We start from the raw sequence: 22412 nt of genomic DNA on the forward strand, positions 1-22412 counted from the left end.
ACTCGCGGGTGCGGTGTCCGCGCGCCGCCGGCCGGCTCACCCAAGGCCGGCGGCGCGCAGCCTCGTCACGCTGCGGCGCAGGTCGTGTGCGGGGTCGCCGGCGCTGCCCGGCCGGCGGTCCTGCTCCACCGTGGCGAACCCGTCGTAGCCGGTTTCGTCGAGTGCGGTGCGGAGGGCGTCGAGGTCGAGCAGTCCGTCCCCGACGGGGCAGAAGATCCCTGCGGCGATCGCTTCCCAGAAGCCGAGCTCTCGCGTCCGCACCGTGGCGGCGACGTCCTTGAGGTGCAGGTGCTCGACGCGCCGGCCGTAGCGCCGGACCAGCTCGGCGGGATCGCCGCCCGCGTAGAGCGCGTGGCCGGTGTCGAGGCAGAGGCCCAGCTCATCGCGTTCTGTGGCGGCGAGCAGCCGTTCGACCTCGTCCTCGAACTCGATGAAGCCGCCTGCGTGCGGGTGGACGACCGGGCGGACGCCGCGTGCGGTCGCGCGATCGGCGCTGCGTCGGAGGAGGTCGATCATCCGCGCCCAGTCGGCATCAGGGAGTCGCGGCGCGAGCGTTGCGCGGCCCGCTGTGCCCGCTCGCTCCTCGCCCGGGCGGTCGATGAGGACGAGGAGGGCTCCGCCGGTCTCGACGATCGCGTCCAGCGCGGCGTCGACGGCGTCGAGCACCCGCCCGGCGGCGTCGGGGCGGTGGAAATCGTCGAACACGAACGTGCCGACGGCGGCCAGGTCGCGAGCCGCGAGGGCGGCCCGCGCCTCGCCCGGGTCACGCGGCAGGTAGCCGACGGGGCCCAGCTCGACCCACCGCAGGCCGCTGCTCGCCACCCCGTCGAGCACCTCCGTGTAGGGCGGGTTGCCGGTCGCGTCAGCGAAGTCGACACCCCAGGAAACCGGTCCTCCGGCCAGGCTCAGCGTGGACACGAAGAGATTGAATCATTAAGTGTCTGTACCCGCGTGACCCGCGCCGCGCGGGTGCCGCTGTTCGGGACCCGCTTTACGTACGGGAGGGCGGTGTGTCGTCGTGCTGATCGACGCGCGTGCGGGCGGCTTCCGGTTCCGCCGCCCCGGCCTTTAGTGTTCCTCCCGACAACGAAAAGAGTGCCCCGGCGACGCGCCAACGCCCCGGGGCCGGCACAGGAGGCCGTACTCCTATGCAGGTAGACCGTATCGCCGGTGTGGCTCGTCTTGCGGGCGGTGTCCGCGGACTCGGGGTGTGTGACGTGTTGCGGGTCGAACTGGACGCCGTGCAGCGTCCGGGTCTGCTCGAGCAGCTCACGGTGCGGACCGCAGCGCTCGAACGAGCCGGCAGCGACCCCGCGGATGACGCGGCCCGTGTTCGAGAGGAACTCCGCGTCTTGGCCCGAGTGCGCGCCGGGCTCCCGTCCTCCGCCACGGAGCCCTTCACGCTCACCGGCCCCGCCGGGCTCGTGCTCGAGCTGGTCGGCGGCTGCCTGACCAGCGCGGTGGCCGCGGCACACGCGCGGCTGGGGGAGGGCGAGCCGGGCGTACCGTGGGTCGCGGCCTGCGAGCGCGAACTGGAAGCCGCCGCCGCCTGGATCACGACCTCGCTCGAATGCCAGGCGGTCGAGGCGTTCTGCTTCGAGCCGGGAGCGGACCCGGTCCACGCGTGGTGACCCGCGCGCGGGTCGTCGGGACCCACAAGGCTGCGCGAGGTGGGCGAAGCGCGGACGGAAGCAGGCGCTCGTCTAGCCGCTGCCGCGAGGCGGGGGCGGACGTTGCTGCTCGGGGCTGCCTGATCTAGGTATCGCCCAGCGAGAGTTAGGCGAGGCACCCCCCGCAGACGCACGGCCCAACCGCGACCACCGCTCTCCCGGCGCGTCTCGCCGACCCGCGTCGGCGGGCGGGCCTGCGGGCCGCGTCGGTGGGCGGGGCCGCGGGCCCGTGGCGCGTGGCGGTGCGTCAGCCCTCGCAGGCCGCGCCGTCGTCGTCGCGGTCGAGCGCCCGCGTGTCCCGCCAGCGGGACACGCAGACGACGCGGCCGCTCTAGTCCTTGGTGCGCGCCTTCAGGGACCGGTAGCGCGCGCGGCGTTCGCCGTGGTCCCAGCCCTGGCCGTCGCCGCCTTGCGCCTTCGGCTGGGCGGCGCGCCAGATCCGCTTGCGCTGCGCGGTCATCTTCTCCCGCAACGCCCGGCGGCGCGCGACGTCGCCGTCGCGGCGGACGAGCTTGTCGTATTCGCGAATCCAGCTGCGCTCGTTGTCGGTGTAGCCGGACAGCGGGTCGTCGTCGCTGTCGAGGAAGAGCGCGCGCTCGGCGGTCCGGCGACGGGTCAGGCCGAGGACGCTCCTGCCGCCGGCCTTGTCCCACATCAGGAGGCAGTTGGCGGCGCCGGGCCAGTCACCGCGCCGTAGCGCGCGGCCGATCTGCGTCTGCTGCGAGACCGCGCCAGGGCCGCAGTTGTAGACGAAGGACACCAGCGCGTCGTACTGGTGCTGGCCGAGCCTGAGCCCGAGGCCGTCGATCGCCGGCCCGTACTTCCTGTCGAGATCGCGGCGCAGCAGTTCGCTGGCCTGCTTCTCGGAGATCGCCGGGCTGTTGGGGCCGACGCCCTCGGTGTGGCCGTAGCCGATCGTCCACACGCCGACCATGTCGCGGTAGGGCCGGCCGCCGTGCGGGAAGCCCTCGAACTCCTTGATCAGCGTGACGCCCGCAGGGCTGACGTTCATGACTCGGGCGGTGTGTCGGGGGTGAGGCGCGAGTCGGGCTCGGGCTCCTCGTCCGCGTCTTCCTCAGCGTCAGGCACCAGGTCCTCGGGCGCTGCTTCGGGCTCTGCCGGCGGGTGAGCTGCCATTCCATACCTCCTCAGAGAGTCAGGAGACCAAGAACTGGAACGATTCTGCGCAGATCAGCCGCCCACGGGCAAGTGGGTAAAGCAATCCGAACGCCGCGCGCCGGCGTGGAGTGTCCGGTCAGTCGCCCGCGAGCGGGCCGTGCGGGTCCACGCAGGCGGGGCAGGTATGGAGGTCGTGCACGGGGTCGTAAGACCACCGCGAGTGTTCCAATCGCGACGTGGTGATCGGCCACAGGCGGCGGCATTCGTCACAGCGCACGACCAGCGCGCTGTCTTCTCTGACGAGTGTCGTCATTTGGCACAACGACGCTATCGGCCGGGTCAAGAAGTTCGCACGTTGCGGGATTCACGCGGTCGTTTGTGCCGGGGAGCGGCGGGGATGGCGCGCTCGGCCAGGGCGAGCAGCGTCCGCTGCGCGTGCTCGTCCGGCAGCGCGTGCAACGACTCGAGCGCGCCCGCGAGCTCGGGCAGCTCGAGGTCCGGCGCCTCGAGCGCGAGCCGCCCCGCCCAGCGCACCGCTGCGCGCTCGAAACGCTCGTCGTCCTTGGCCTCGATCACGAGCAGGATCCCGAGCGCATCACGCAGGGTGACGGAGCCGAGCTCCGCGGCCGTCGCGTTGATGACGGCCAGGTTGCCGGCCTGGATGGCGCGCCTGAGGCGGGTGTAGGGCGATCCGTCGCTGGTCATATGCGAACGTATGTTCCCCTACGTATCGGCGGACCGATGAGCGTCAGGTTGGCGTGCGCCGATCGATCGTTCGCGCGATCAACATCTGCCTCTACGCTGTCGCCAGGGACGACGTCGACAGGGGTCTTTTGCTGCTGCATCTCATCGCGGTGTTCGCGCTCGCCGTCGCTGTGCTCTACGGCTTCATCGGCGTGTACGTCGTCCCGAAGCTGGCGCGCCTCGCGGATCGCGACAGCGGGCTGATCCGTGCCGCGCAGTACGGCGCCGCCGCGTTCTTCGTCGGCTGCGCGATGACGCACATCGCCCTCGCGGAGCACGTGCTCGCGGTACCGGAGCTCGTGCGCGGGCACGAGTGGGCGCACCTGCTGCCGCACGTCGCGCAGGTCATCGGCGGCACCACGTTCGCCATCATCGCGTGGTTCAAGCTCGACCTGCGCCTGATGACCAAGGAGGACGCCCGCCTGGAGGCCGAGAGCGAGCGGCTGCGCGAACAGCTCGAGCGCAGCCAGCGCCTCAACGGGCTCGGGCAGCTCGCCGGCGGGGTCGCGCACGACTTCAACAACCTGCTGGTCGTGATCGGCGGCTACGCGCGCCTGCTGGACCGCCAGCTCGCCGAACGACCCGCGCTCCGTGCCGAGGCCGGCGAGATCGTGGCGGCCGCGGAGCGCGGCGCGGAGCTGACCCGTCAGATGCTGATGTTCAGCCGCGGCTCCCAGCGCGAGGAGCAGTCCAGCGACGTCAACCGCGCGATCGAGGGCTGCGAGACGCTGCTCCGGCGCGCCGCGAGCGACGGTGTCGACGTCCGGATCGAGCTGACGCCCGCCGCGTCGATCGTCGCCCTCGGGCGCGGGCGGATCGAGCAGATCCTGCTCAACCTCACGCTCAATGCCCGCGACGCGATGCCCGCCGGCGGCACGCTGCTGATCCAGACCGCGGTCGCGGGCGAGCGCATGCGGCTCACGGTCGCGGACACGGGGGAGGGCATGCCGGCGGACGTCGCGGAGCACGCGTTCGACCCGTTCTTCACGACCAAGGGCGAAGGGACGGGCACCGGTCTCGGCCTCTCGATCGTCTACGGCATCGTCGACCGCGCCGGCGGGAAGATCGACCTCGATTCGACCCCCGGCGCCGGCACCCGCTTCACGATCGAGCTCCCGCTGACGCAGACCGCGGCCGACGACGAGCGGGCAGCCGATCAAGAGGCCGGGAGCCTGCGCGGCGTGACGGTCCTCGTCGTCGACGACGAGCCGACGGTGCGCGACCTCGTCACCCACGTGCTCGAACACCACGACGCGCGCGTGATCAGCGCCGCCAACGGCCCGGACGCGCTCGCCGCGCTCGTCGATCATGAGGACGCCATCGACGTCGTCCTCACCGACATCGTCATGCCGGCGATGTCGGGCATCGAGCTCGCCCGCCGCCTGCGCAGCGACCGCCCTGGCCTGCCACTGGTCTACTTCTCGGGCGACGGCAGCGACGTCGAGCGCCCGGACGACGGGCCGCTGCTGCGCAAGCCGTTCACGCCCGACGCGCTCGTGTCCGCGATCGCCGACGTGCTTCCGGCGCGCTTCCTCGCCGGCCGCTGACCCGTCAGGACGTCCGCCCGTAGACGACCAGCGCCCAGGTCAGGCAGACGAACGCGCCGGCCGAGGCGAGCGTGCGCACGAGGTTCCACGCCGCCCAGCGGGATGCATGGAAGCGCTCGCGGACCGCGGCCAGGTCGCCGATGCGATCAGGGTCGCCGGCGGCCTTGATCGCATCGTTGAGCGGCACATTGACCGCGAGCGTGGTCACGACCGCGACGAGATAGAGCACCAGCGCCGCCGCGACCCATGGGAGCGGGTCGCGGCCGAGGTTCGTGAGCACCGCGGCGAGTGTGAGCAGCAGCGCGCCGATGAACGCGCTGGACATGAACCACGGGTTGATGATGGCTCGGTCGATCGACTGGAACGCGGCCACGAACGTGCGGTCGTCGGTCTCCTTCAGCCCGGGCATGATCGTGTGCGCGTATAGGGCGAAGGCGCCGGTGGCGAGTCCCATGGTGAGGGTCGCTCCCAGGAGCGACACAGCACGAAGCGTGTTCATGCATGGAACTCAAGCGACGCGCGGCGAGCTTTTGAATAGCCGAAATGCGCGAATCCATACGCGAGCGTCAACGGGCGGCCGCGCGAGCGCGGCCGGTGAGCACGAGCGTCACGATCGTGCCGGAGGCGGTGATCAGCGCGAGGACGATCAGCGGGAGCACCACCGACACGACATATCCGGCCGCGAAGGCGCCGATCACGATGCCCAGCAGCGCGATCACGGTGGCGACCGCGAGTGCCGCGGCCCAGAACCACGACCGCACCCAGATCAGGCTCACGGGGGTCACGAGCAGGGTCACCAGGAGGGCGAGATCGGCGAATACGGGAGCGTCGCGCAGCGGCTCGCCATGCAGGACGGTGTCGATCGCCGCCGCTTGGACCTTCGGTCCCGGATGGGCGGAGGAGAACGGCGTGCGCAGCGTGTCCGTGGGCTCGGCCGCGGAGCCGACGACGACGACCTTGTCGCGCAGGGCACCCGGCGGCGTTCGCCCGTTGAGCAGGTCGGCGCTGGAGACCTCGCGGATCGTGTCCGGGCCGCCCGGATAGTCGATCCAGGCCGTGTTGTAGGTCTGGTTGCTCCAGGCCCGGCGCCGGGCGGTCTCCAAGGACGGCTTCGCGTCCCCGGCTCCGGCGAGATGCGCGGCGACGACCGCGAATGTGCACATGGAAGGGTCTCCGGCGCCGCGTCCCGGCACCGAGCCTTCGATCCGACGTACGCGGCCGTCGGGGTCATCCGGCAGCCCTGCGTACCCGTAGGTCACGCCGTCCGCGGCGCAGTCATCGCTGAGCCGGGCGTCGCCCGCGAGGACGAGCGGCACGAGCTGCGTCCCCCCGGACTCGCCGGGGCTGACGCTGAAGTCCACTGCAGCCAGCGCGACCGGCGCACTCGCGTCCTTGACCGCGCTGACGAGCTCGGGCGTCCCCGCCCGTGCCGGCTGGCCTTCCAGCGGGCTGTCGAAGCTGACGTCGACCGCGATCACCCTCGGTGCGGCGGCGTCGACTGCACCGATCACGCGTGCGAAGAGCCGCCGCGGCGTCGCCTCGGTGCGATCGTCGACGGCGACGAACACGACGTCGCTCGGCGTCCGCTCGGGCCGCAGCCGGAAGCGCATGTCGATCGTCGCCAGCTCGAGCTTGCGCAGCCCGATCGGATTGGCGGCGTAGAGGATCAGCGCCGCGGTGACGGCGGCGAGCACGGCGACCGCGGCGGCGAGGATCCGGTTGCGCCGTTCGAGCCCGCGGAAGCGCCGCGCGTCGACGTGGCGCCCGCGCCACGCGGTGATCGGCCGCGCGAGGATGTCGTGGAAGACCTCGCGGCGCGGCTCGGCGTCGGTCGACACGACCGGCCGCAGGATCCGGTGGTCCTGCAGGTGCTCGAGCACGGGCTCGAGCGTCTCCGGCGGGACACCGGAGAAGCCGCTCACCTCGGCCGTGCCGAGCGCGAGCTTGCGCCCGCCCGCGGTGACGAAGAACCGCAGCGCGTCCGCGGCCGCATCCTGCTCGGGCGGGGTGAGGGCGTCGAGCACGTCATCGACGTGGGCGCTGACGATCGTGTCGGCGCCGCCGAGGCGCTCGAGCGTCTCCAGGCGCAGCACCGGCGAGCCGTTGGCCCGCTCCTCATCCCACAGGCGCTCGAGGACGAGCTGCAGGTAGGCCGTCTCCACGCGCGGCGTCCCGTCGGCGGCGAGCACGGGGTTGCGGTCGTCGTCGACGCGATGGACGTCGCCGAGCACGGCGTCGAGCAGGCCCGGGCCGAGCTCGTAGCGCGGCCGGCCGTTCTCGAGGCGCGCGTTCAAGACCTCCAGCGGGAGCGTCGCCGCGTCGCGCGCGGCGCGTTCGTCGAGGAAGTCGAGGTGCAGGAAGTTGCCGTAGACGTTGGGCAGCCGCGCCTTGAAGCGGTCGCCGATGCGCGAGTAGGCATCCTCGCGGACCGCGATCAGGAAGTTCGCGCGCAGGTCGGGGCGGGCGATGCAGCGGGCGAGCGCGTCGTCGAAGCGCGTGGCTTCGTCGCTGCGGTCGTACAGGTGGTCCTCGAACTGGTCGAGGATCACCAGCGGCAGCGCGCCGTCGGTGACCTTGCGTTCGAGCGCTTCCTCCAGGCTCCCGTCGGCGCCGCCCAGGGCGCCGAGCAGGCCGGCGGTCGGATCGCCCGTCCAGGCGCTGTACACGATCGGGAGATATGGACGCGGCGAATGGCGCAGGCGCGCGGCCACGCCCGCGCGCAGCAGCGAGCTCTTGCCGACGCCGCTCTCGGCGTACAGGAGCGTCAGCCGCGAGGCGGTGAGGTTGCCGATGATCCGCTTGCGCTCCTCGTCGCGCCCGAAGAAGAGCTCCTCGTCCGCCTCGACGAAGAAGTCGATGCCCTTGTACGGGCTGTCGGTCACGGGACGGCTTGCGAGACCGCGAGCTGGAGTGCCTGCGCATAGGCCGGCAGCGGCTTCGCGACGACGGCGATACCGAGCTGACCCCAGAGCTCCGGCTCACCGGCCGACAGGTCGGGATCGACGGCCCAGGACTTCATCTGCAGCCGCTGCTCGCCCCACAGCCGCTGCAGCAGAACGCGCATCGCCCAGTCACCGACGGGATAGCCGAGAAAGAGGAAGTGGCTCTCGCGCATCTTGCGCAGGATCTGCAAGGGCACGAGGCTCTCCATCGGGCCACGCGACAGGTACCCGATGTGGTCGTCCTCGGTGATCACGTAGTTGTCGCGATCCTCGGGCGGACACGGATCGGTCGCGCCGCCGTGGAGCTTGACGATCACCGTGTGCTCGAGGCGGCCGTGCTCGTCGACGGGCAGGTTCACGTACTCGTTGGGCACGTCGATCCGCCGCCGCTCCGGTTCGCCCTCGCTCCACCAGGGCACGTGGACGAAGCGGCCGCCGTGCTGACCGTCGAACACCGCCAGGTCATACGGCTCACGGACCGCGTCGAAGGCGCGCTCCAGGGCGCGGTCGTAGTTGGCGTTGAGGATCATCAGGCCGCCGCCGCCGCGCTCGCCCAGCACGTGGGCGAGGTGCGCGAGCGCCTGGTGCACGGAGGTCGGCCGCGCGTCCGCGTCGATCATCCGGGTGACCTGCTGCACGAGCTCCAAGCGCCCGTCGGTGAGCGCGAACTGCTGTGAGACCCAGGCGAGGCCGCGGTCGCCCACGTCGACGCCGAGCTCCTCGGCGATCCGGCGCGCCAGCTCGTCGTCGTCGACCGGCGCGCCGCCGTTGCCGTCGGCGTGGTTGGAACGGCTGCCGAGCACGATGACGAGCGAGCCGCTGGCCAGGTATTGGGCCGCGCGCCGGACGCTGGGATCGGCGCTGGCGCCGTTGGTGGCGGGCGGCGCGGCCGGGGAGGGAGGCGTGGGCGGCGGTTGCGCGGTCGCCAGGTTCGCGACGAGCGCCTCGACGTCCTGATGCCAGGACTCCGAGCGCAACGACTCCGCCTGCAGCGCGGTGATCGGCTGCAGCGGCCGCGCGAGCGTCTGGCGCGAGGGCATCGTCGCGCCGTCGACCAGCACGGGGATCACGATCGGCGCGTAGCGCAGCGCCTGCTCGACCTCGAGCCGGACGACGTCCTGGTCCGCGGAGCCGCGCTGACGGTCCCGGTCGCGTTCCGTGGCCGCGTCCGCCCACCGCGGGCCGATGACGGTGAGCACGACATCGGCCGCGCGCACGCGCTGCACGAGCTCGTCGCGCCATTGCATGCCCGCCGTGAGGTCGCGCGTGTCGAAGAACACCGACTCGGCGCCGAGCTTCTCCGACAACCCGTCGGCGAGCCGTCCGGCGGCGGACGCGCTGTCGGAGCGGCGGTAGCTGATGAACACCTGCACCACTGCGGACTCTTCAGCGGATCGCCGCTACCGGCAACGCGTTCGAGGACCACAGCCGGAAAGGTTCACCAGTGGAGTCCGAGTGCAGACACTCCGAACTTTGGACCATTGGCGGGATGCACCACGTCGAGCGGAGCGCGGGTTGCGGCGCGGGGCAACGGTGGGCGAGGGTAGGTCGCATGCGGACGGCACTGGCGGTGCTCGCGCTCACCCTCGCGGTGGCCGCGCCCGCCCACGGGCAATCGCCAGGGGTCAACGGCAACCTCGTCTACGAGCACGCCGGTGGGTTGTGGACGGTCGGCACCGACGCCTTGGTCAACGTCCCGCAGCCGACCCGGCTCGCGGCGTCCGGACGCGACCCGGCGTGGTCGGCGCGGGCCAGCCGGATCGCCTACTCCTCAGGCAACGGGCACTCGCGCGACATCTGGTCGATCGGCGCGCCGGTCGCCGGCACCCCGCGACGGCTGACACGCGCGCCAGGCGCCGACTCCTCGCCGACGTGGTCGCCGGGCGGGGGCTGGATCGCGTTCACGAGCCGCCGCTACGGGAGCTCGGACGTGTGGGTGATGCACGCCGACGGAACCGTCGCGCGCGTCATCGCCGGCGAGCCGGACGTGGTCGAGCGCCAGCCGGCGTGGTCGCCCGACGGCAAGTGGATCGCGTTCGCGAGCAACAAGGAGGGCAGCTACGCGATCTGGATCATGGCCCCGAACGGGACCGACCCCAGGCTGCTGGCGGCAGTCGGCAGCTACGCCGCGGATCCGACCTGGAGCCCGGACGGCAAGCGGATCGCGTTCGCCGCGGGCACCGCGAGCTCGACCCACATCGTCAGCGTCGACCTCGCGACCGGCGCCGACGTCCGGACCATCACGCCACCCGGCGCGGGCGATCGCGGCCCGGCCTGGTCGCCGGACGGACTGCAGATCCTCTACACGCACCGCAACCGGGCGCTATGGGTGGCCGACGCCGAGGGCACGGCCGGTGCCCGCGCGGCGCTCACCGCCGAGGCGGGTGTGCCGACCCGCGTGAAGGCGGGACGCAACGCCGACTGGGGACTCCTCCCACGTCCCAGCGCACCGCAGCCGGGAGACTCGGTGACCGCCGCGCCGACCGGCGACATCAAGGTCAAGGTCCCGGGCTCCGACGAGCTCATCGCGCTCGACCGCAAGGCCCAGCTGCCCGTCGACACCCGCATCGAGACCGGGGACGCGGAGGTGGATCTCATCGCGGCGGCGCCCGCGGGGCCGAACACCTCCGCCCGCCTCAAGGGCCGGTTCACGTTCACCCAGCACCCCGGCGACCTCACGAACGAGCTCCAGCTGGCCGCGACGGGCTGCCCGACCGACGGCCGGGCCGCGGCCTCGCGGGCGATCTACGACAACGCGTCCATCTCGACCAAGGCCCCAGGGCGCTGGAAGCAGTCGGGCTCGCACACCAACGGCACCTCACGGCGCACCGCCTGGTACATGAAGGTCACCTGCGACAAGGAGATCACCGTCGTCGTCGAGGGCGACGTGGACGTGCGCGACGACGACTTCCCGTTCACGATCCTGGTCTCCGCCGGGCAGTGCTACGTCCACCCGAGCCCCGACGGTCGCCCGCTTGCAGGCACGTGCGGGGCCAACCGCGACGCCCTGCCACAAGCGCCGACGGGCTGAAGTTGCCGCACGGCGGGAATTGTCCGTACGCTGACAACCCTGCGGTGCGCGTGTCGGTTTGTGGATCCGTGCCGCAGCAACAAATCCTGATCGCTCAGGCCATCATGAGGCAGCGACCCCCGGGGGCAGGTCCTAGGGTCCGCCGGGAGGGCAATGGCCGCCGTCGAGGAGCATCTTCCACAGAACAGGCCTCGTCGGCTCGCGTTCGTCGCGCTCGCCGGCTTGACGCTGGTGGCGCTGGTCAGCGCGTACCTGTACCGGAATCGCGGCGGACCCCTGTTGCTGGGAGCATGCGCCGGTGTCGGGATCGCGCTCAGCGTCGCGGCCGGCCTCGCCTGGTTGAAGCCGGTCACCGACCTGGCGGTCGCGGTGCGGCCGCTAGGCGTGCCGCTCCTGCTCGTCCTGGCCGCCGGCACGATCGAATCGCCGCTGCCACTTCAGCTGCTGGCCGGTGCGGTGGCGTTCCTGATCGCCTGGAACCTCCTCGTCAAGCCCGAGATCCCGGAGGCCGAGGCCGTGGGGAGCGAGGTTCTACAACGGCTCGGCGGCTGGCCCGGCGCGCGGCAACTGGCGCGCGGTGCGGCGAAAGTGCTGTTCACGGTGGCGATCGTGTGGACCGTGCGCGAGTCGGGGAGCGAAGCGCTCGAGGAGCGTGGCGGCTTCGCCTCGCTGTGGTTCGCCGGCGCTCTGACGCTGCTCTTGGTTGCGCTCGCCCTGCGGATCGCCGGATACGCCACGAGCCGGCTTCGCTTCGCGGTCTCGCTGCTCGCGTTCGCCGCCGGCTACCGAGTGGTCATGCAGATCGGCATCGTGCCGGGCTACACGCTCCTGCAGAAGCACACGCCGTGGCTCTCGGCCGGGTTGCTTCTCCTGCTGGCCGCGGCGGGCGTGGTTCTCGCCGGCATCTGGGAGCTCGTCGCCCCGAGACTCAAGCCGGGCCGGGGTCTACGCGGGGACGCCTGGAAGGCCGGCCAGGCGGAGTTCGACTCGCCGGCGCGCACGGCACGGCTGCGAAGCCTTGGACTCGCGAGTTGCGTGCTCGCCGCGCTGGCGCTGTTCGTCGCGATGGTGTTGTCGGCGAATGCGGGACGCGCCTCCGGGGTGCTCGACAGCCGGCTGGGCGCAGGCCCGCCGGGTCGGGCGACGCTGACCCCCGCCGAGATGACCGACGACCAGTTGGCTCGGACCTACGCGCCAGTGCTGGTGTTCTCGGCGCGGGAGCGCTGGGCGCCCGAGCCGGTGACCGGCTTCCTGAAGGACGTGCGCGTCAACAACTGGAACGGCGAGCCCGTCGAGGGCGCCCACGTGCGCTCGCTGACGAGCTGCCCGGGGATCGTTCCCGCCCCGTGCTACTCGCTGACGATCGACTGCTCCGCCGGAGGCGACTCCTGCGCCGGAGGACACACGCACCCCTCCGGCGAGCAGGGGCGCGACGGCACCGTCTACGTTCGCGTCTTCCGCCGCGAGAAGCCACCGGAGGACGACTCGCCGAACCCGTTCGGACCGTTCGGGCCGTGGGGCGAGCCAACCACGATCCTGCTGCAATATTGGCTGTTCTACCGCTACGACGAGTGGGTCTCGCCGGTGGTCGCCGGGCAACTGGAGCAGCACCATGAGGCCGACTGGGAGGCGGTGACGATCGGATTTGCGGACGATCGGCCGCTGTTCATGGGGCTCTCCGAGCACTGCGGCGGCCAGTGGTACCCCTGGAAGGACGTGAAGACGACCGGGGCGCAGCCGCGGGTGCGGCCGCTGGTCGCCGTCGCGACCGGATCGCACGCGAACTACCTGTATCCGAATCCCGCCCAGGCGCCCGACTGGACGGGATGCGCGAGCATGCCGGCGCGCACTACGACGCTGCTCAGCTACGCCTCCAATATCCGCGACCGCACGGGCGCCGACTGGTCATGGGAGCCGCGCCGTTTCGTGCCGGTCAACGGGCGCACATACCCGATGAACATCGTCGCACGCTGGGCGCCGTACAGCCGGACCGAGCTGGTCACGCCCTACCGCCGCCAGCGGCTCGGACAGGACGCCTTCGGGCCGGCGACGCCGTCGCTGCAGCTGCTCTGGAGCCAGCCGATGCGCACCATCTTCCACAGTCGCACCTGGCATCCCGGCGCGTCGTGACCGCGCGCGTCACCTGAACGCGTTCGCGCCGCCGAACTGCTGTGTGTCATCGATGTCGACGATCTCCCGGCCCAGCGGGAGCAGCGAGACCGGGATGAGCTTGAAGTTGGCGAGGCCGAGCGGGATGCCGATGATCGTCAGACACAGCGCGACGCCCGTCACGAGGTGGGCGATCGCCAGCCACCAGCCGCAGAGCACGAACCACAGGACGTTGCCGATGCCGGAGGCGATCCCGGCGTCCGCGCGTCTGACGACGGTCTTGCCGAAGGGCCAGAGGGCGAAGACGGCGATCCGCAGCGACGCGATGCCGAACGGGATCGTGATGATCAAGACGAAGCAGATCAGCGCCGCGAACGCGTAGGCCAAGGCCATCCACAGGCCGGCGAAGATGAGCCAGATGATGTTGAGCAGAAGGCGAATGCCGGGTCGATCTTAGGCGGCTTCGTCGCGCAGGTTGCGCACGGGCGTGAGGTAGAGACGCCGCACGAAGGGCGTGTCGCGCTTGACGGCATCGCGAACCCGTTCCAGCGTGGCCGGGACGTCTGAGCAGTCGACGACGACGTCGGCGGCGACCATCGCCTCGGTCGGCCCGAGATAGACCGACTCCATCCGCACGACCTCAGCGATCCCCGCCTCTTGCAGCAGGCGTTCACGCAGGCGGTCGGCGAGTTGCGGCGCGATGGCCTGGTTGGAGAGCAGTCCGCGGTTGCGGCTCGCCATCCGCCACGCGACGAACGCGAGCAGGAGCCCGATGATCAGCGAGGCGACGGCGTCGGGCCACTCCCAGCCGAGCACGCGGTGCAGGACCAGGGCCACCAAGGCGAGGGCGGCGCCGAGGACGTCGATCGTGTCCTCGAAGTAGATCGTCGTCACCGTCGGGTCCGGGCTCTCTCGCAGGAGGACCCGCACCGTGGTCTCAGCGCGGGTGGCCTGGCGGCGAAGCGTGCGCACGGCCACGAGCCGGCTCGACCCGTCGAGCACCAGCGCGATCACGAGCACGCTGACGCCGACCCAGAACGCCTCGAGCTCCGGCGGGTCGATCAGCGCGCGGACGCCCTGATAGACCGACACGGCGCCGCCGACGACGAACATGCCGGCGGCCGCCAGCAGCGCCCAGTAGTAGCGCTCCGGCCCGTAGCCGAGCGGGTGCGTGGCGTCCGCCGGTCGCGCGCTGCGGCGCACCGCGATCCACAGCAGCACCTCATTGCCGGCGTCGGCGACGGTGTGGAGCGTCTCCGCGAACAGCGCCGCCGAGCCGGTGAGCGCGGCGGCGACGCCTTTGGCCACCGCGATGGTCAGGTTGGCCGCGAGTGCGGCGAGGACGCTCCAGAGGCTCTCGTCCGACACGCGCGTCGCATCATGACGCTCGCGGCCGGTGTTGCATGCTGCGGCCACCGGTAGTTGAGTTGCGCTGTGAGGGTCATGATCAGCTATCGCCGGGCCGATTCGAAGGCGGCGTCGAACCGGCTCGCGGAGACCCTGCGCGCGGATCACGAGGTGTTCGACAGATGTGCGGGTAGTTCAGCTTCGCTGGTTCCCGTCATGACATTCCGTTAATCGGTCCAAAGGCGCTGTATCGAGACGGCCGTGATCCGGGTCCGCGCGCCCGGAGAAGCATGGCGCGAACGAAGGTGTCTGAACCAAATAAGGAGTCTTGCGCTCGCTGGTCCGACTCGGAGATGATCGGCGGCGATGGACGAGAGATTCAACCCCGCCGAGAACGGCGAGGGGGTGGCGATGTGACAGGACTTCCGCCAACGGGGCTCGACGCGGACCCGCTGATCGGCGCCGAGATCGCCCAGTACCGGATCGACGAACGGATCGCGCGCGGTGGCATGGGCGTCGTCTACCGCGCGGAGCACCTGCGTCTCGGGCGGACGGTCGCGCTGAAGGTCATCGCGCCCGAGCTGTCACAGGATCAGAGCTATCGGGCACGGTTTGAGCTCGAGGCGAAGTCGGCGAGCGCGATCGATGACCCGCACGCGGTCCCGATCTTCGACTACGGCGAGCAGGAAGGGCGCCTCTACATCGTCATGCGCTACGTCGACGGGCCCGATCTGTCGACGCTGATCGAGGAGGAAGGCGCTCTGGCGGCCGAGCGGGCGGCGGACTTCGTCGCGCAGGCCGGGCAGGCGCTCGGGGCTGCGCACGCGATCAACGTCGTGCACCGCGACGTCAAGCCGGCCAACCTCCTGATCGATCGAGTACGTGGACGCGAGCACGTCTTCGTGACGGACTTCGGGCTGATCAGAGCCGCTTCGTCCTCACGCTCCGGACTCACGCGCACAGGTGGCGTCGTCGGCACGCTCGACTTCATCGCGCCCGAGCAGATCGCGGACGACCCGGTAACCGCCCAGACCGACGTGTACGCGCTCGGTTGCGTGCTGTATTTCGCGTTGAGCGGCGAGGTGCCGTTCCCGCGCGGCTCGGACGCCGCCAAGCTCAACGCACACCTGACCGTCGAGCCGCCCGATCTCAGCGACAAGGGGCTCGACCCACGGCTCAACCCCGTGCTCAAGACGGCCATGGCGAAGCGTCCCGAGGATCGCTTCGAGTCGGCCGAGGCGTTCGGCGAAGCGGCGCTGGCCGCCGTCGCGACCTCGGCGCGCTTCGTGCGCAAGACGGCTGCGCCCAAGGCCAAGCCTGAGCCTGAGCCGGCGCCGCCTCCCAAGGCGCCGAAGCCCAAAGCGGCGCGCAAGCGGGCAGCGACCCCGCCGCCGGTACCGCCACCTCGCGATGCGCCGGAGGCGCCGGCGCCGGAACCCGTCACGTCGACTGGACGCAACGCCCGGCTCGCCCGGCTCGCCGCCGTCCTCGCCCTCGTCGGCGTCGCGGCCGGAGCGGCGTCGATGTTCATGGACACCTACGACGGCTACTCGAACATCGTCCAGAACGAGAAGACGACGAACGACGTGATCGCCTTCGGACTGCTCGCCCTCGCTGCGGCGACCGCAGTCGCACTGTGGGTCAGGCGACGGCCGTTCGGCCCCGGCGTCGTGCTGGCGATCCTGGCCACCGTCGCCGGCTACCACGCGTCCCAGTCCGCCAACTGGCTCGACGCACTGAAAGCTCCGGGAATCGTCGCCATCGCGAGTGAATTGCTCCTGGTGGCGGGTGGCGTGCTCGGCTTCGCCGCCGGCGGAACTCTCCGCGGTGAGGTGCCGAGGCGCCGCCTCGCGGCGGTGTTGGTGCTCGTCGGCGGCCTCGCAGCGGCGGGTGGGATATTCATCCGGCTGAATCCGCAGTGGGGGGGAGACGTGTGGGACTTCACGCTGCGCAGCAAGTTGCCGCTGCTCGCGTTCATCGGGTGTCTGATCCTGCTCGCGCTCGTCACGTTCTCCCGTTCGACGATCGGCGTCGGAATGCTGCGCACGCTCGCCGCCGCGCTCGGGTTCGGGTACGCCGGTTACATCACGGTGGTGATCTTCCTCGCGACGCGCTCGTTCGGTGTGGGAATGGTCTTGGTGCCTGTCGGACTGCTCGTAGCGCTGCTCGCGTCGCTCGTGGCCGGGCGCCCGGCCCGACCCGCGTAGGTCGCCATGGGGCCGGACGCCGCGCAGGGGTTGATCGGCGAGTTGCGGGCGGTGTGCGACGCGATCGCCGCAGACCCCGAATTGCAGCCCGTCCACCCGTTGGTCGAACGGGACCGGGCACGCCTCGGAGAACCGCTCCGCGTCGCGGTCTCCGGGCCGATCAGCGCCGGCAAGTCGACGCTGGTCAACTGCCTGATCGGCCGGTGCCTCGCCGCCACGGGCAGCGGCGAGACGACGATGGCGAACTGGTGGTTCCGCCATGGCCCGAACGAGGTTCATGTCCGCCGCCCCGACGGGACGATGCGGACGATGCCACTCGAGGCCGACGGTACGCTGCCGCCGCTCGGGCCGATCGACCTCGAGTCGGAGAACCCGATCGACGTGCGCATCGACGCGGAGTGGTTGAAGGGCATGACGGTCATCGACACGCCCGGCCTGTGCTCGCCCACCAAGGAGCGCAGCGAGCGGGCGCGGGCGCTACTGCGCGACCGCACGACGCGTGCCGCGGGCATGGCCGACGCCCTCGTCTATGTCACGAACCAGATCCCAGGCGCCGCCGCCGACGATGCACAGCTGCGCGAGTTCCAGGAGTTGTTCGGGCCGGTCAGCAAAGCGCCCACCAACGCCGTCCTGATCCTGAGCAAGGTCGACGGCTGGTGGAAGGCGAGCACCCGCGACCAGCGCGAGCCGCTGGCGATCGGGCACTCGATGCTTGCCGGGCACCAGTCGGAGCTGCGCCACCGCGTCTGGGACGCGCTCCCGGTCGTCGGCCTGCTCGCGCAGACCGCGTGCGCGATGCGGGCGATCGACCAAACGGTCGTTGCGGATCTGCAAGCGCTCGCGCAGAGCCCTGACCGCGCGACCATGCTGCTGGACCGGCGGTTGCTCGCGGCCGCCCGGTCGCCGCTCCCGGCGGAGCGACAGGTGGCTCTGCATGACGCGTTCGGGATGTATGGGCTCCACGTCGCGCTCGAGCTTGCCGAGCGCGGGGATCCACAACTGCTGGCCGACGAGCTCCGGCGCCTCTCGGGCTTCGAGCGCGTCCGCAAGCTGATCGACGAGACGTTCCGCAGCCGTTCGACCCTGTTGCGCGCCGACGCACTGCTGACGTCGCTCGAGCGGTTGGCGCTCGCTCGCCACGGCGGCCTGTCGTCGCAGGCGGCGGATCGCCTGCGCGGTCACGTCGAGACCGTTCGCACCGGCGAGCACTGCATCGCGCTGCGTGCGCTGCAGCTGCTGCGCGAGATCGCCGACCGCCGCACCGTGCTCTCGGCGTCGCAGCGCGACGAGTTGCGCGAGCTCTTCGGCGCCGACGCCGCGGCCGCGTCGCTCCCACTCTCGCTCGAGCAGGTGCTTCGGCGGCGCGACGCGTGGCATGCCCTGGAGATGCGGCGGCCATCGCCCCCGCAGCTGCGGCGGATCGCGGCCGAGGCGCGGCGCGCGCTGGACGACATGGTCGGCCGGGTCGACGGCACGACGAGCGGGAACGTGGCCTGAATGCCCGCCGGGGAGCCCGGGCTCGAATGGATGCGGGCAATCGTGGGGCTGAGCAACGACGCGCTCGCCGCGCTGCACAAGACTCACGCGGCAAACCTGCAGCGACCGATCCTGGAGCTCGGTCAGGCGGTCGTCCGGCAGGTGGGGATGCCGGTGATCGGAAAACGCAGCACGGGGAAGAGCACGCTGATCAACGCGTTGCTCGGCAGCGATGTCACACCGATGGAGGATGACGTCGCGACGAACGTCTACCTCCGTCTCCAGAGCGGTGAGGAGGGCGCGCCCCCGCGAGCGGTCGTCGTCTTCCACGATCCGGACCGAACGCCCGAGGACATCCCGTTCTCCGGCCTCGACGAGTACGCGACGGCGCATGGCTCTCGTCGCCACGAGGTGGCCTACGTCGAGATCGAACACGACAGCCCGGTGCTGGCGGACGGGCTGGCGCTGTTCGATACGCCGGGCCTGCTCGGCCTGGACGCGAGCCATACGACGGCGGCGCTCGCGGCACTTGCCGATGCGTCCGCGGTCATGCTCGTGCTCGATGGGCGCACGCCGGCCGACGAGGAGGACATCGCGATCCTCAAGCTCGCGGCGGAACACGTCCGGCACATCATCGTCGCCGCGAACAAGTGCGACGAGTCCGACGACGCCGCCGGCCACGTCGCCGTGCTGGAGGCGGTCCCGGGGCTCGACGCGGATGTGCGAGCGCTGCCGGTCAGCGCCTGGCTGGAGCGCCACGCCCAGCAGCTCGAAGTCGACGGGTCCGACGGGACGGCTGCACTGCACGAGCTGAGCGGCGTCGCGCGCCTGCGCACGGTGCTCGCCGAGGTCTGCGATCTCGTCGTCCGCGAGAAGCACGCGCTGCTCCTCGACCGCGTGGGGATCTCGCTCAATGAGCTGACGCGTCCGGATCGAGAGCAGGTCGAGACCGCCGCCAGCGGTGAGGACCCCACCTCGCGCATCAACGAGCTCAGCATGGAGATCGAGCGCATCAAGAGCATCCCGGCGGTCGCGAAGCTCAACCAGCGGATGGCGACGATCGAGAAGGAGGTGTCCCTCGAGTACGTCGCCGGCGTCGCCCGCGCGTTGGCCGAGCTGCGGCACGAGATCGAGACCAGCTGGACGCCCGCGATCTCGGAGCGGCTCCCCGAAGCGGCGGAAAGCCGAGTGCGCGCGGCCTGGCTGCTGGCGGTCAACGCGCTGCGGGACCGTTCAGCAGCGGCCGCGGGCGACCTCTACCGCGAGCTGGGCCTGGAGGGTGAGATCGTGCTGGTGTCACGTGGCGAGGACAAGGCGGACGCGTTGCCGGCGACGTTTGCGCGCGGGGACCGCCTCCCCGTACCCACCGACGCTGCGTCGCCGGTCGAGCGCACCGTCAAGCGGGCGATGCGGGTGATGCTCGTCGCGGGGGCGGCCAACCTCGCCCTTCCGGGCATCGGCACGGCGATCCTGCCGATCGCGCTGCCGCTCGGCTTCTATCTCGCACGGCGCGAGGAATTGGATGTCGACAAGCGCCGCAGCCGTCGCGCGGCGCTCGAGTACCTGCGGGCCAACGAGCACGCCGCGTCGCGTCTGAACAGCGCGCTCGCGTCACGCGCGACGAACCTGAACGAGGAGCTCAGGCAACAGATGAACGACAGCTACCTCGCGCGGCTCGCGAGCCTCGGCCAGACGATGCGCGGGCTCCAGAGCGGCAAGGTGGGACTCGAAGCCGCCCGCTCGCGTCTCGCTGCCGTCGAGCCACTGCTCGAGCGCCATCGCGCGCTGCTCGCCGATCCGCAGTGTCCGGTGCAGGCGCTCAGCGCCCCCGGTACCGCGTACTCCGCGATCCGCTGACCCGCCGGTGGCCGGTGACGCTCGCGCCCCGCTGTTCGTGAGCATCGACTTCGGTGCCTCGGTCACGGTCGCGGCCGGGATGCGGGCGGGAGGCGAGCCCGAAGTCGTCCAAGTGGATGGGACCGACCCGTCGGGGATCTACCTGCCGTCGGCCGTCTACCGCGCCCATGACGGCGAGATCTGGGTCGGGCGGGCGGCCGTCGAGGCGATCGCCACCGATCCGCTCGGCGGCCAGCTCACGCTCAAGTCGGCGATCCGTGCCGGCCAGGAGGTGGAGACCCTGACGCATCGGTCGATCCCGCTCGTGGCGCTGATCGCGCGGGTTCTGGCGCGCGCCCACGATGCCGCGATCGCCCAGTTCGGCGATGTGCCGGTGGAGGTCACGCTCACGTGCCCCGTCGCCTGGGCGCCGGACGGGCCGCATGCCGTGCGCCGGCGTGTTCTGCGCGCGGCCGCGCAGCTCGCCGGAATCCCGGGAGCGGTCGGCCTCATCAACGAGGCCGAAGCCGCAGCACATCACCACGGCGACGGCGAGCTCCCGATCGCCGAGGGCGAACTGTGCTCGATCTATGACATCGGCGCCTCGACCTGCGACATCGCGGTCCTCCGGCGCGACCAGGGCCGCCTGACGGTCGTCGCGCTCGCCGAGGCCGAGGTCGGTGGCGACCTGTTCGATTGGCGGCTGTATGAGCATGTCCTCGACCACCTCGAGCGCGAGGCGCCGGACGCCGCGGAAGCGCTGCGGCTCGTGGACACCGGCGAGGAGGATCCCGTCTGGCGCCGGCGGCAGGTCGCGCTCGCCGGGCAGGTCCGGGGCGCGAAGGAACGGTTGAGCGACGTCGACCGCGTGACGCTCGAGTTCCCCGACAGGATCGCCCCTGCCACGGTCGTGTCCCGCGAGACGTTCGAGGGCCTGATTCGCGACGACATCGAGACGACGCGCGACGAGTTCCGCAGCTGCCTGCGGCGCGGGCTGGAGAGCGCGGGCGATCACCGCGGGCTCTGCGCCGCGTACCTCGTCGGCGGGACCAGCCGGATGCCGCTCGTCGCCGACGTCGTGAACTCCACGACCGACGTCACGGCGCACACCGCCGACGACCCGCGCACGGCGGTCGCGCTCGGTGCGGTGCTCGCGCTGGAGTCGCGCCGCGCGGCGCGGCCCCGCCGGCGGGCGGTGCGTGGCGAAGAGCTGCACGCGCGCAGCCTGATCGCCTGCGCCGTACATCAGCGTCACGCCTTTCTCGTGCACCGCGATCCGACCGGCGCGGCGAAGCTCACCCGCCTGGATCTCCGCCGCGGCGCCGCCGATCGCTCGATCGACCTCCCGGATCTGCCCCGCGACGAGGCGGTGTCGATCGCGGCGCATGGGGGAGGCGTCGTCGTCGCGCTGCCACGGACGGTGTGGGCACGCGACCTGGAGCTCACGCCGATCTTCGGGCTCGATCTCGAGGGCGACGTGGTGATGGTCGAGGCAGGCCCGACGTGCATCTGGATCGTCTACGCCGAGCCGCCTGGGCCCGGCGGGCGACGCGACCGGCGACGGCTGCGGCTGCGCACGATCGGCGTTCCCAGCGCCGATCGCGACGAGGAGACCGAGCGTGACGTCGGGATCGGCGAGCATGTGACGACCGCGGCCACCGACGGGCCGCCGGCGTTCTGGAGCGTCGCCAGCGGCGTCCCGGGGCGGCACGAGCTGTTCTTCGCGATGCCGACGCGAGGTCTCGGCACGCTCGAGCAGAGCGTGTTCGCCGCGGCCGAGGACGGGCGGATGCGCAAGGTCCAGACGCGCAAGTCGGCGCCGTGGCTGGCCGACCGGCGCCTGACGGCGGGCGGCGATCTCTGGCTCGAGGTCGAGTCCCGTGGCCGGCGGCTGCACGCCCACCTCGGCGCGACCCATCTGCTGACGGTCGAGACCGATCGCGACGAAGGCGTCGACGCCGTGCCCGTGGTCACCGCCGGCTCGTTGTATCTCGCCATCGGGTCCCGCGCGGCGCCGCCGTGGGACCTGCTGCGCGTCGACGTGGCGCGCCGCACCGAGTCCGACCGGCAACTCGCCGGCATCTACCGGCAGGCGGCAGTCGATCCGCCTTGGCGCGTGTCCCACCAGCGCGGGCTCTTCTCGGTGCATCGTGGCGCCGACTCGTTCCTGCTGGCCGGCCAGGCGGCGGTCGAGGCCGAGAACGGCGCATGGTTGAGCACGCGCCAGGAGGGACGGGCGGCCGTGCTGCGCGTCGACCCGATCGGGGTACGCGCCACGCTTGCGGTGCCCGCGGGAGCGGTGCCGGTCGGGTCAGGCGCGGGGCGCTTGTACGTGCGCACGGCGGCGGCGGAGCTGCGTAGCGTGCCGTGGGAGGCGGGCTGAC

Annotated in this window: 16 protein-coding genes; 8 read left to right on the forward strand and 8 right to left on the reverse strand. The window is 71.7% G+C overall.

Translation table 11 applies throughout. From position 1 onward, the window contains the following. Positions 1 to 36: 36 nt before the first annotated feature. The gene (locus tag OM076_RS05900) at positions 37 to 918 is read right to left on the reverse strand and encodes a sugar phosphate isomerase/epimerase family protein (RefSeq protein ID WP_270038559.1); all 882 of its coding nucleotides are present in this window, start codon (positions 916 to 918) and stop codon (positions 37 to 39) included. A gap of 230 nt (positions 919 to 1148) precedes the next feature. Here OM076_RS05900 and OM076_RS05905 point away from each other — a divergent pair, with 230 nt between their 5' ends. Next, on the forward strand, positions 1149 to 1631 hold the full coding sequence (locus tag OM076_RS05905) for a hypothetical protein (RefSeq protein WP_270038560.1): 483 nt from the start codon (positions 1149 to 1151) through the stop codon (positions 1629 to 1631). A 370-nt stretch (positions 1632 to 2001) separates the two neighbouring features. Here OM076_RS05905 and OM076_RS05910 read toward each other — a convergent pair whose 3' ends face one another. After that, on the reverse strand, positions 2002 to 2682 hold the full coding sequence (locus OM076_RS05910) for a lysozyme (RefSeq protein WP_270038561.1): 681 nt from the start codon (positions 2680 to 2682) through the stop codon (positions 2002 to 2004). 446 nt (positions 2683 to 3128) lie between these two features. Continuing rightward, positions 3129 to 3494 carry a hypothetical protein gene (locus OM076_RS05915; protein ID WP_270038562.1) on the reverse strand — a complete coding sequence of 122 codons (366 nt, stop codon included), beginning with the start codon at positions 3492 to 3494 and terminating at the stop codon, positions 3129 to 3131. Between the two features lie 53 nt (positions 3495 to 3547). On the opposite strand from OM076_RS05915, the gene OM076_RS05920 reads away from it, so the two are divergent. After that, positions 3548 to 5080, forward strand: a complete 1533-nt coding sequence (locus OM076_RS05920; protein WP_270038563.1) for a hybrid sensor histidine kinase/response regulator — start codon at positions 3548 to 3550, stop codon at positions 5078 to 5080. Positions 5081 to 5084: 4 nt separating this feature from the next. Here OM076_RS05920 and OM076_RS05925 read toward each other — a convergent pair whose 3' ends face one another. From OM076_RS05925 to OM076_RS45885, 3 genes are all read right to left on the reverse strand, one after another. Further along, positions 5085 to 5579 (reverse strand): anthrone oxygenase family protein, encoded by a 495-nt coding sequence (locus OM076_RS05925; protein WP_270038564.1) that lies wholly within the window; start codon positions 5577 to 5579, stop codon positions 5085 to 5087. Positions 5580 to 5646: 67 nt separating this feature from the next. Continuing rightward, positions 5647 to 7962 carry an nSTAND1 domain-containing NTPase gene (locus OM076_RS05930; RefSeq protein ID WP_270038565.1) on the reverse strand — a complete coding sequence of 772 codons (2316 nt, stop codon included), beginning with the start codon at positions 7960 to 7962 and terminating at the stop codon, positions 5647 to 5649. Next, positions 7959 to 9395: a TIR domain-containing protein gene (locus OM076_RS45885; RefSeq protein ID WP_270038566.1), complete on the reverse strand. Its 1437-nt coding sequence runs from the start codon at positions 9393 to 9395 to the stop codon at positions 7959 to 7961. Before OM076_RS45885 ends, OM076_RS05930 begins: the two co-directional genes overlap by 4 nt. A gap of 179 nt (positions 9396 to 9574) precedes the next feature. Between OM076_RS45885 and OM076_RS05940 the strand changes: the two genes are divergently transcribed. Then, positions 9575 to 11053 (forward strand): TolB family protein, encoded by a 1479-nt coding sequence (locus OM076_RS05940; RefSeq protein ID WP_270038567.1) that lies wholly within the window; start codon positions 9575 to 9577, stop codon positions 11051 to 11053. Positions 11054 to 11206: 153 nt separating this feature from the next. After that, positions 11207 to 13183: a hypothetical protein gene (locus OM076_RS05945; RefSeq protein ID WP_270038568.1), complete on the forward strand. Its 1977-nt coding sequence runs from the start codon at positions 11207 to 11209 to the stop codon at positions 13181 to 13183. Positions 13184 to 13192: 9 nt separating this feature from the next. On the opposite strand, the gene OM076_RS05950 is transcribed toward OM076_RS05945, so the two are convergent. Then, positions 13193 to 13603, reverse strand: coding sequence for a YccF domain-containing protein (locus OM076_RS05950; protein WP_270038700.1), 411 nt, complete (start codon positions 13601 to 13603; stop codon positions 13193 to 13195). 12 nt (positions 13604 to 13615) lie between these two features. Then, positions 13616 to 14530 carry a cation diffusion facilitator family transporter gene (locus tag OM076_RS05955; RefSeq protein ID WP_270038569.1) on the reverse strand — a complete coding sequence of 305 codons (915 nt, stop codon included), beginning with the start codon at positions 14528 to 14530 and terminating at the stop codon, positions 13616 to 13618. A gap of 269 nt (positions 14531 to 14799) precedes the next feature. On the opposite strand from OM076_RS05955, the gene OM076_RS05960 reads away from it, so the two are divergent. From OM076_RS05960 to OM076_RS05975, 4 genes are read left to right on the forward strand one after another with little or no spacing between them, the layout of a single operon-like run. Next, the gene (locus OM076_RS05960; protein ID WP_270038570.1) at positions 14800 to 16716 is read left to right on the forward strand and encodes a serine/threonine-protein kinase; all 1917 of its coding nucleotides are present in this window, start codon (positions 14800 to 14802) and stop codon (positions 16714 to 16716) included. 6 nt (positions 16717 to 16722) lie between these two features. Beyond that, the gene (locus OM076_RS05965) at positions 16723 to 18213 is read left to right on the forward strand and encodes a dynamin family protein (RefSeq protein WP_270038571.1); all 1491 of its coding nucleotides are present in this window, start codon (positions 16723 to 16725) and stop codon (positions 18211 to 18213) included. Then, positions 18214 to 20049 (forward strand): dynamin family protein, encoded by a 1836-nt coding sequence (locus OM076_RS05970; RefSeq protein ID WP_270038572.1) that lies wholly within the window; start codon positions 18214 to 18216, stop codon positions 20047 to 20049. 7 nt (positions 20050 to 20056) lie between these two features. Then, positions 20057 to 22411 (forward strand): Hsp70 family protein, encoded by a 2355-nt coding sequence (locus OM076_RS05975; RefSeq protein ID WP_270038573.1) that lies wholly within the window; start codon positions 20057 to 20059, stop codon positions 22409 to 22411. The last annotated feature ends 1 nt before the right edge of the window (position 22412 follow it).

Source organism: Solirubrobacter ginsenosidimutans, assembly GCF_027587205.1.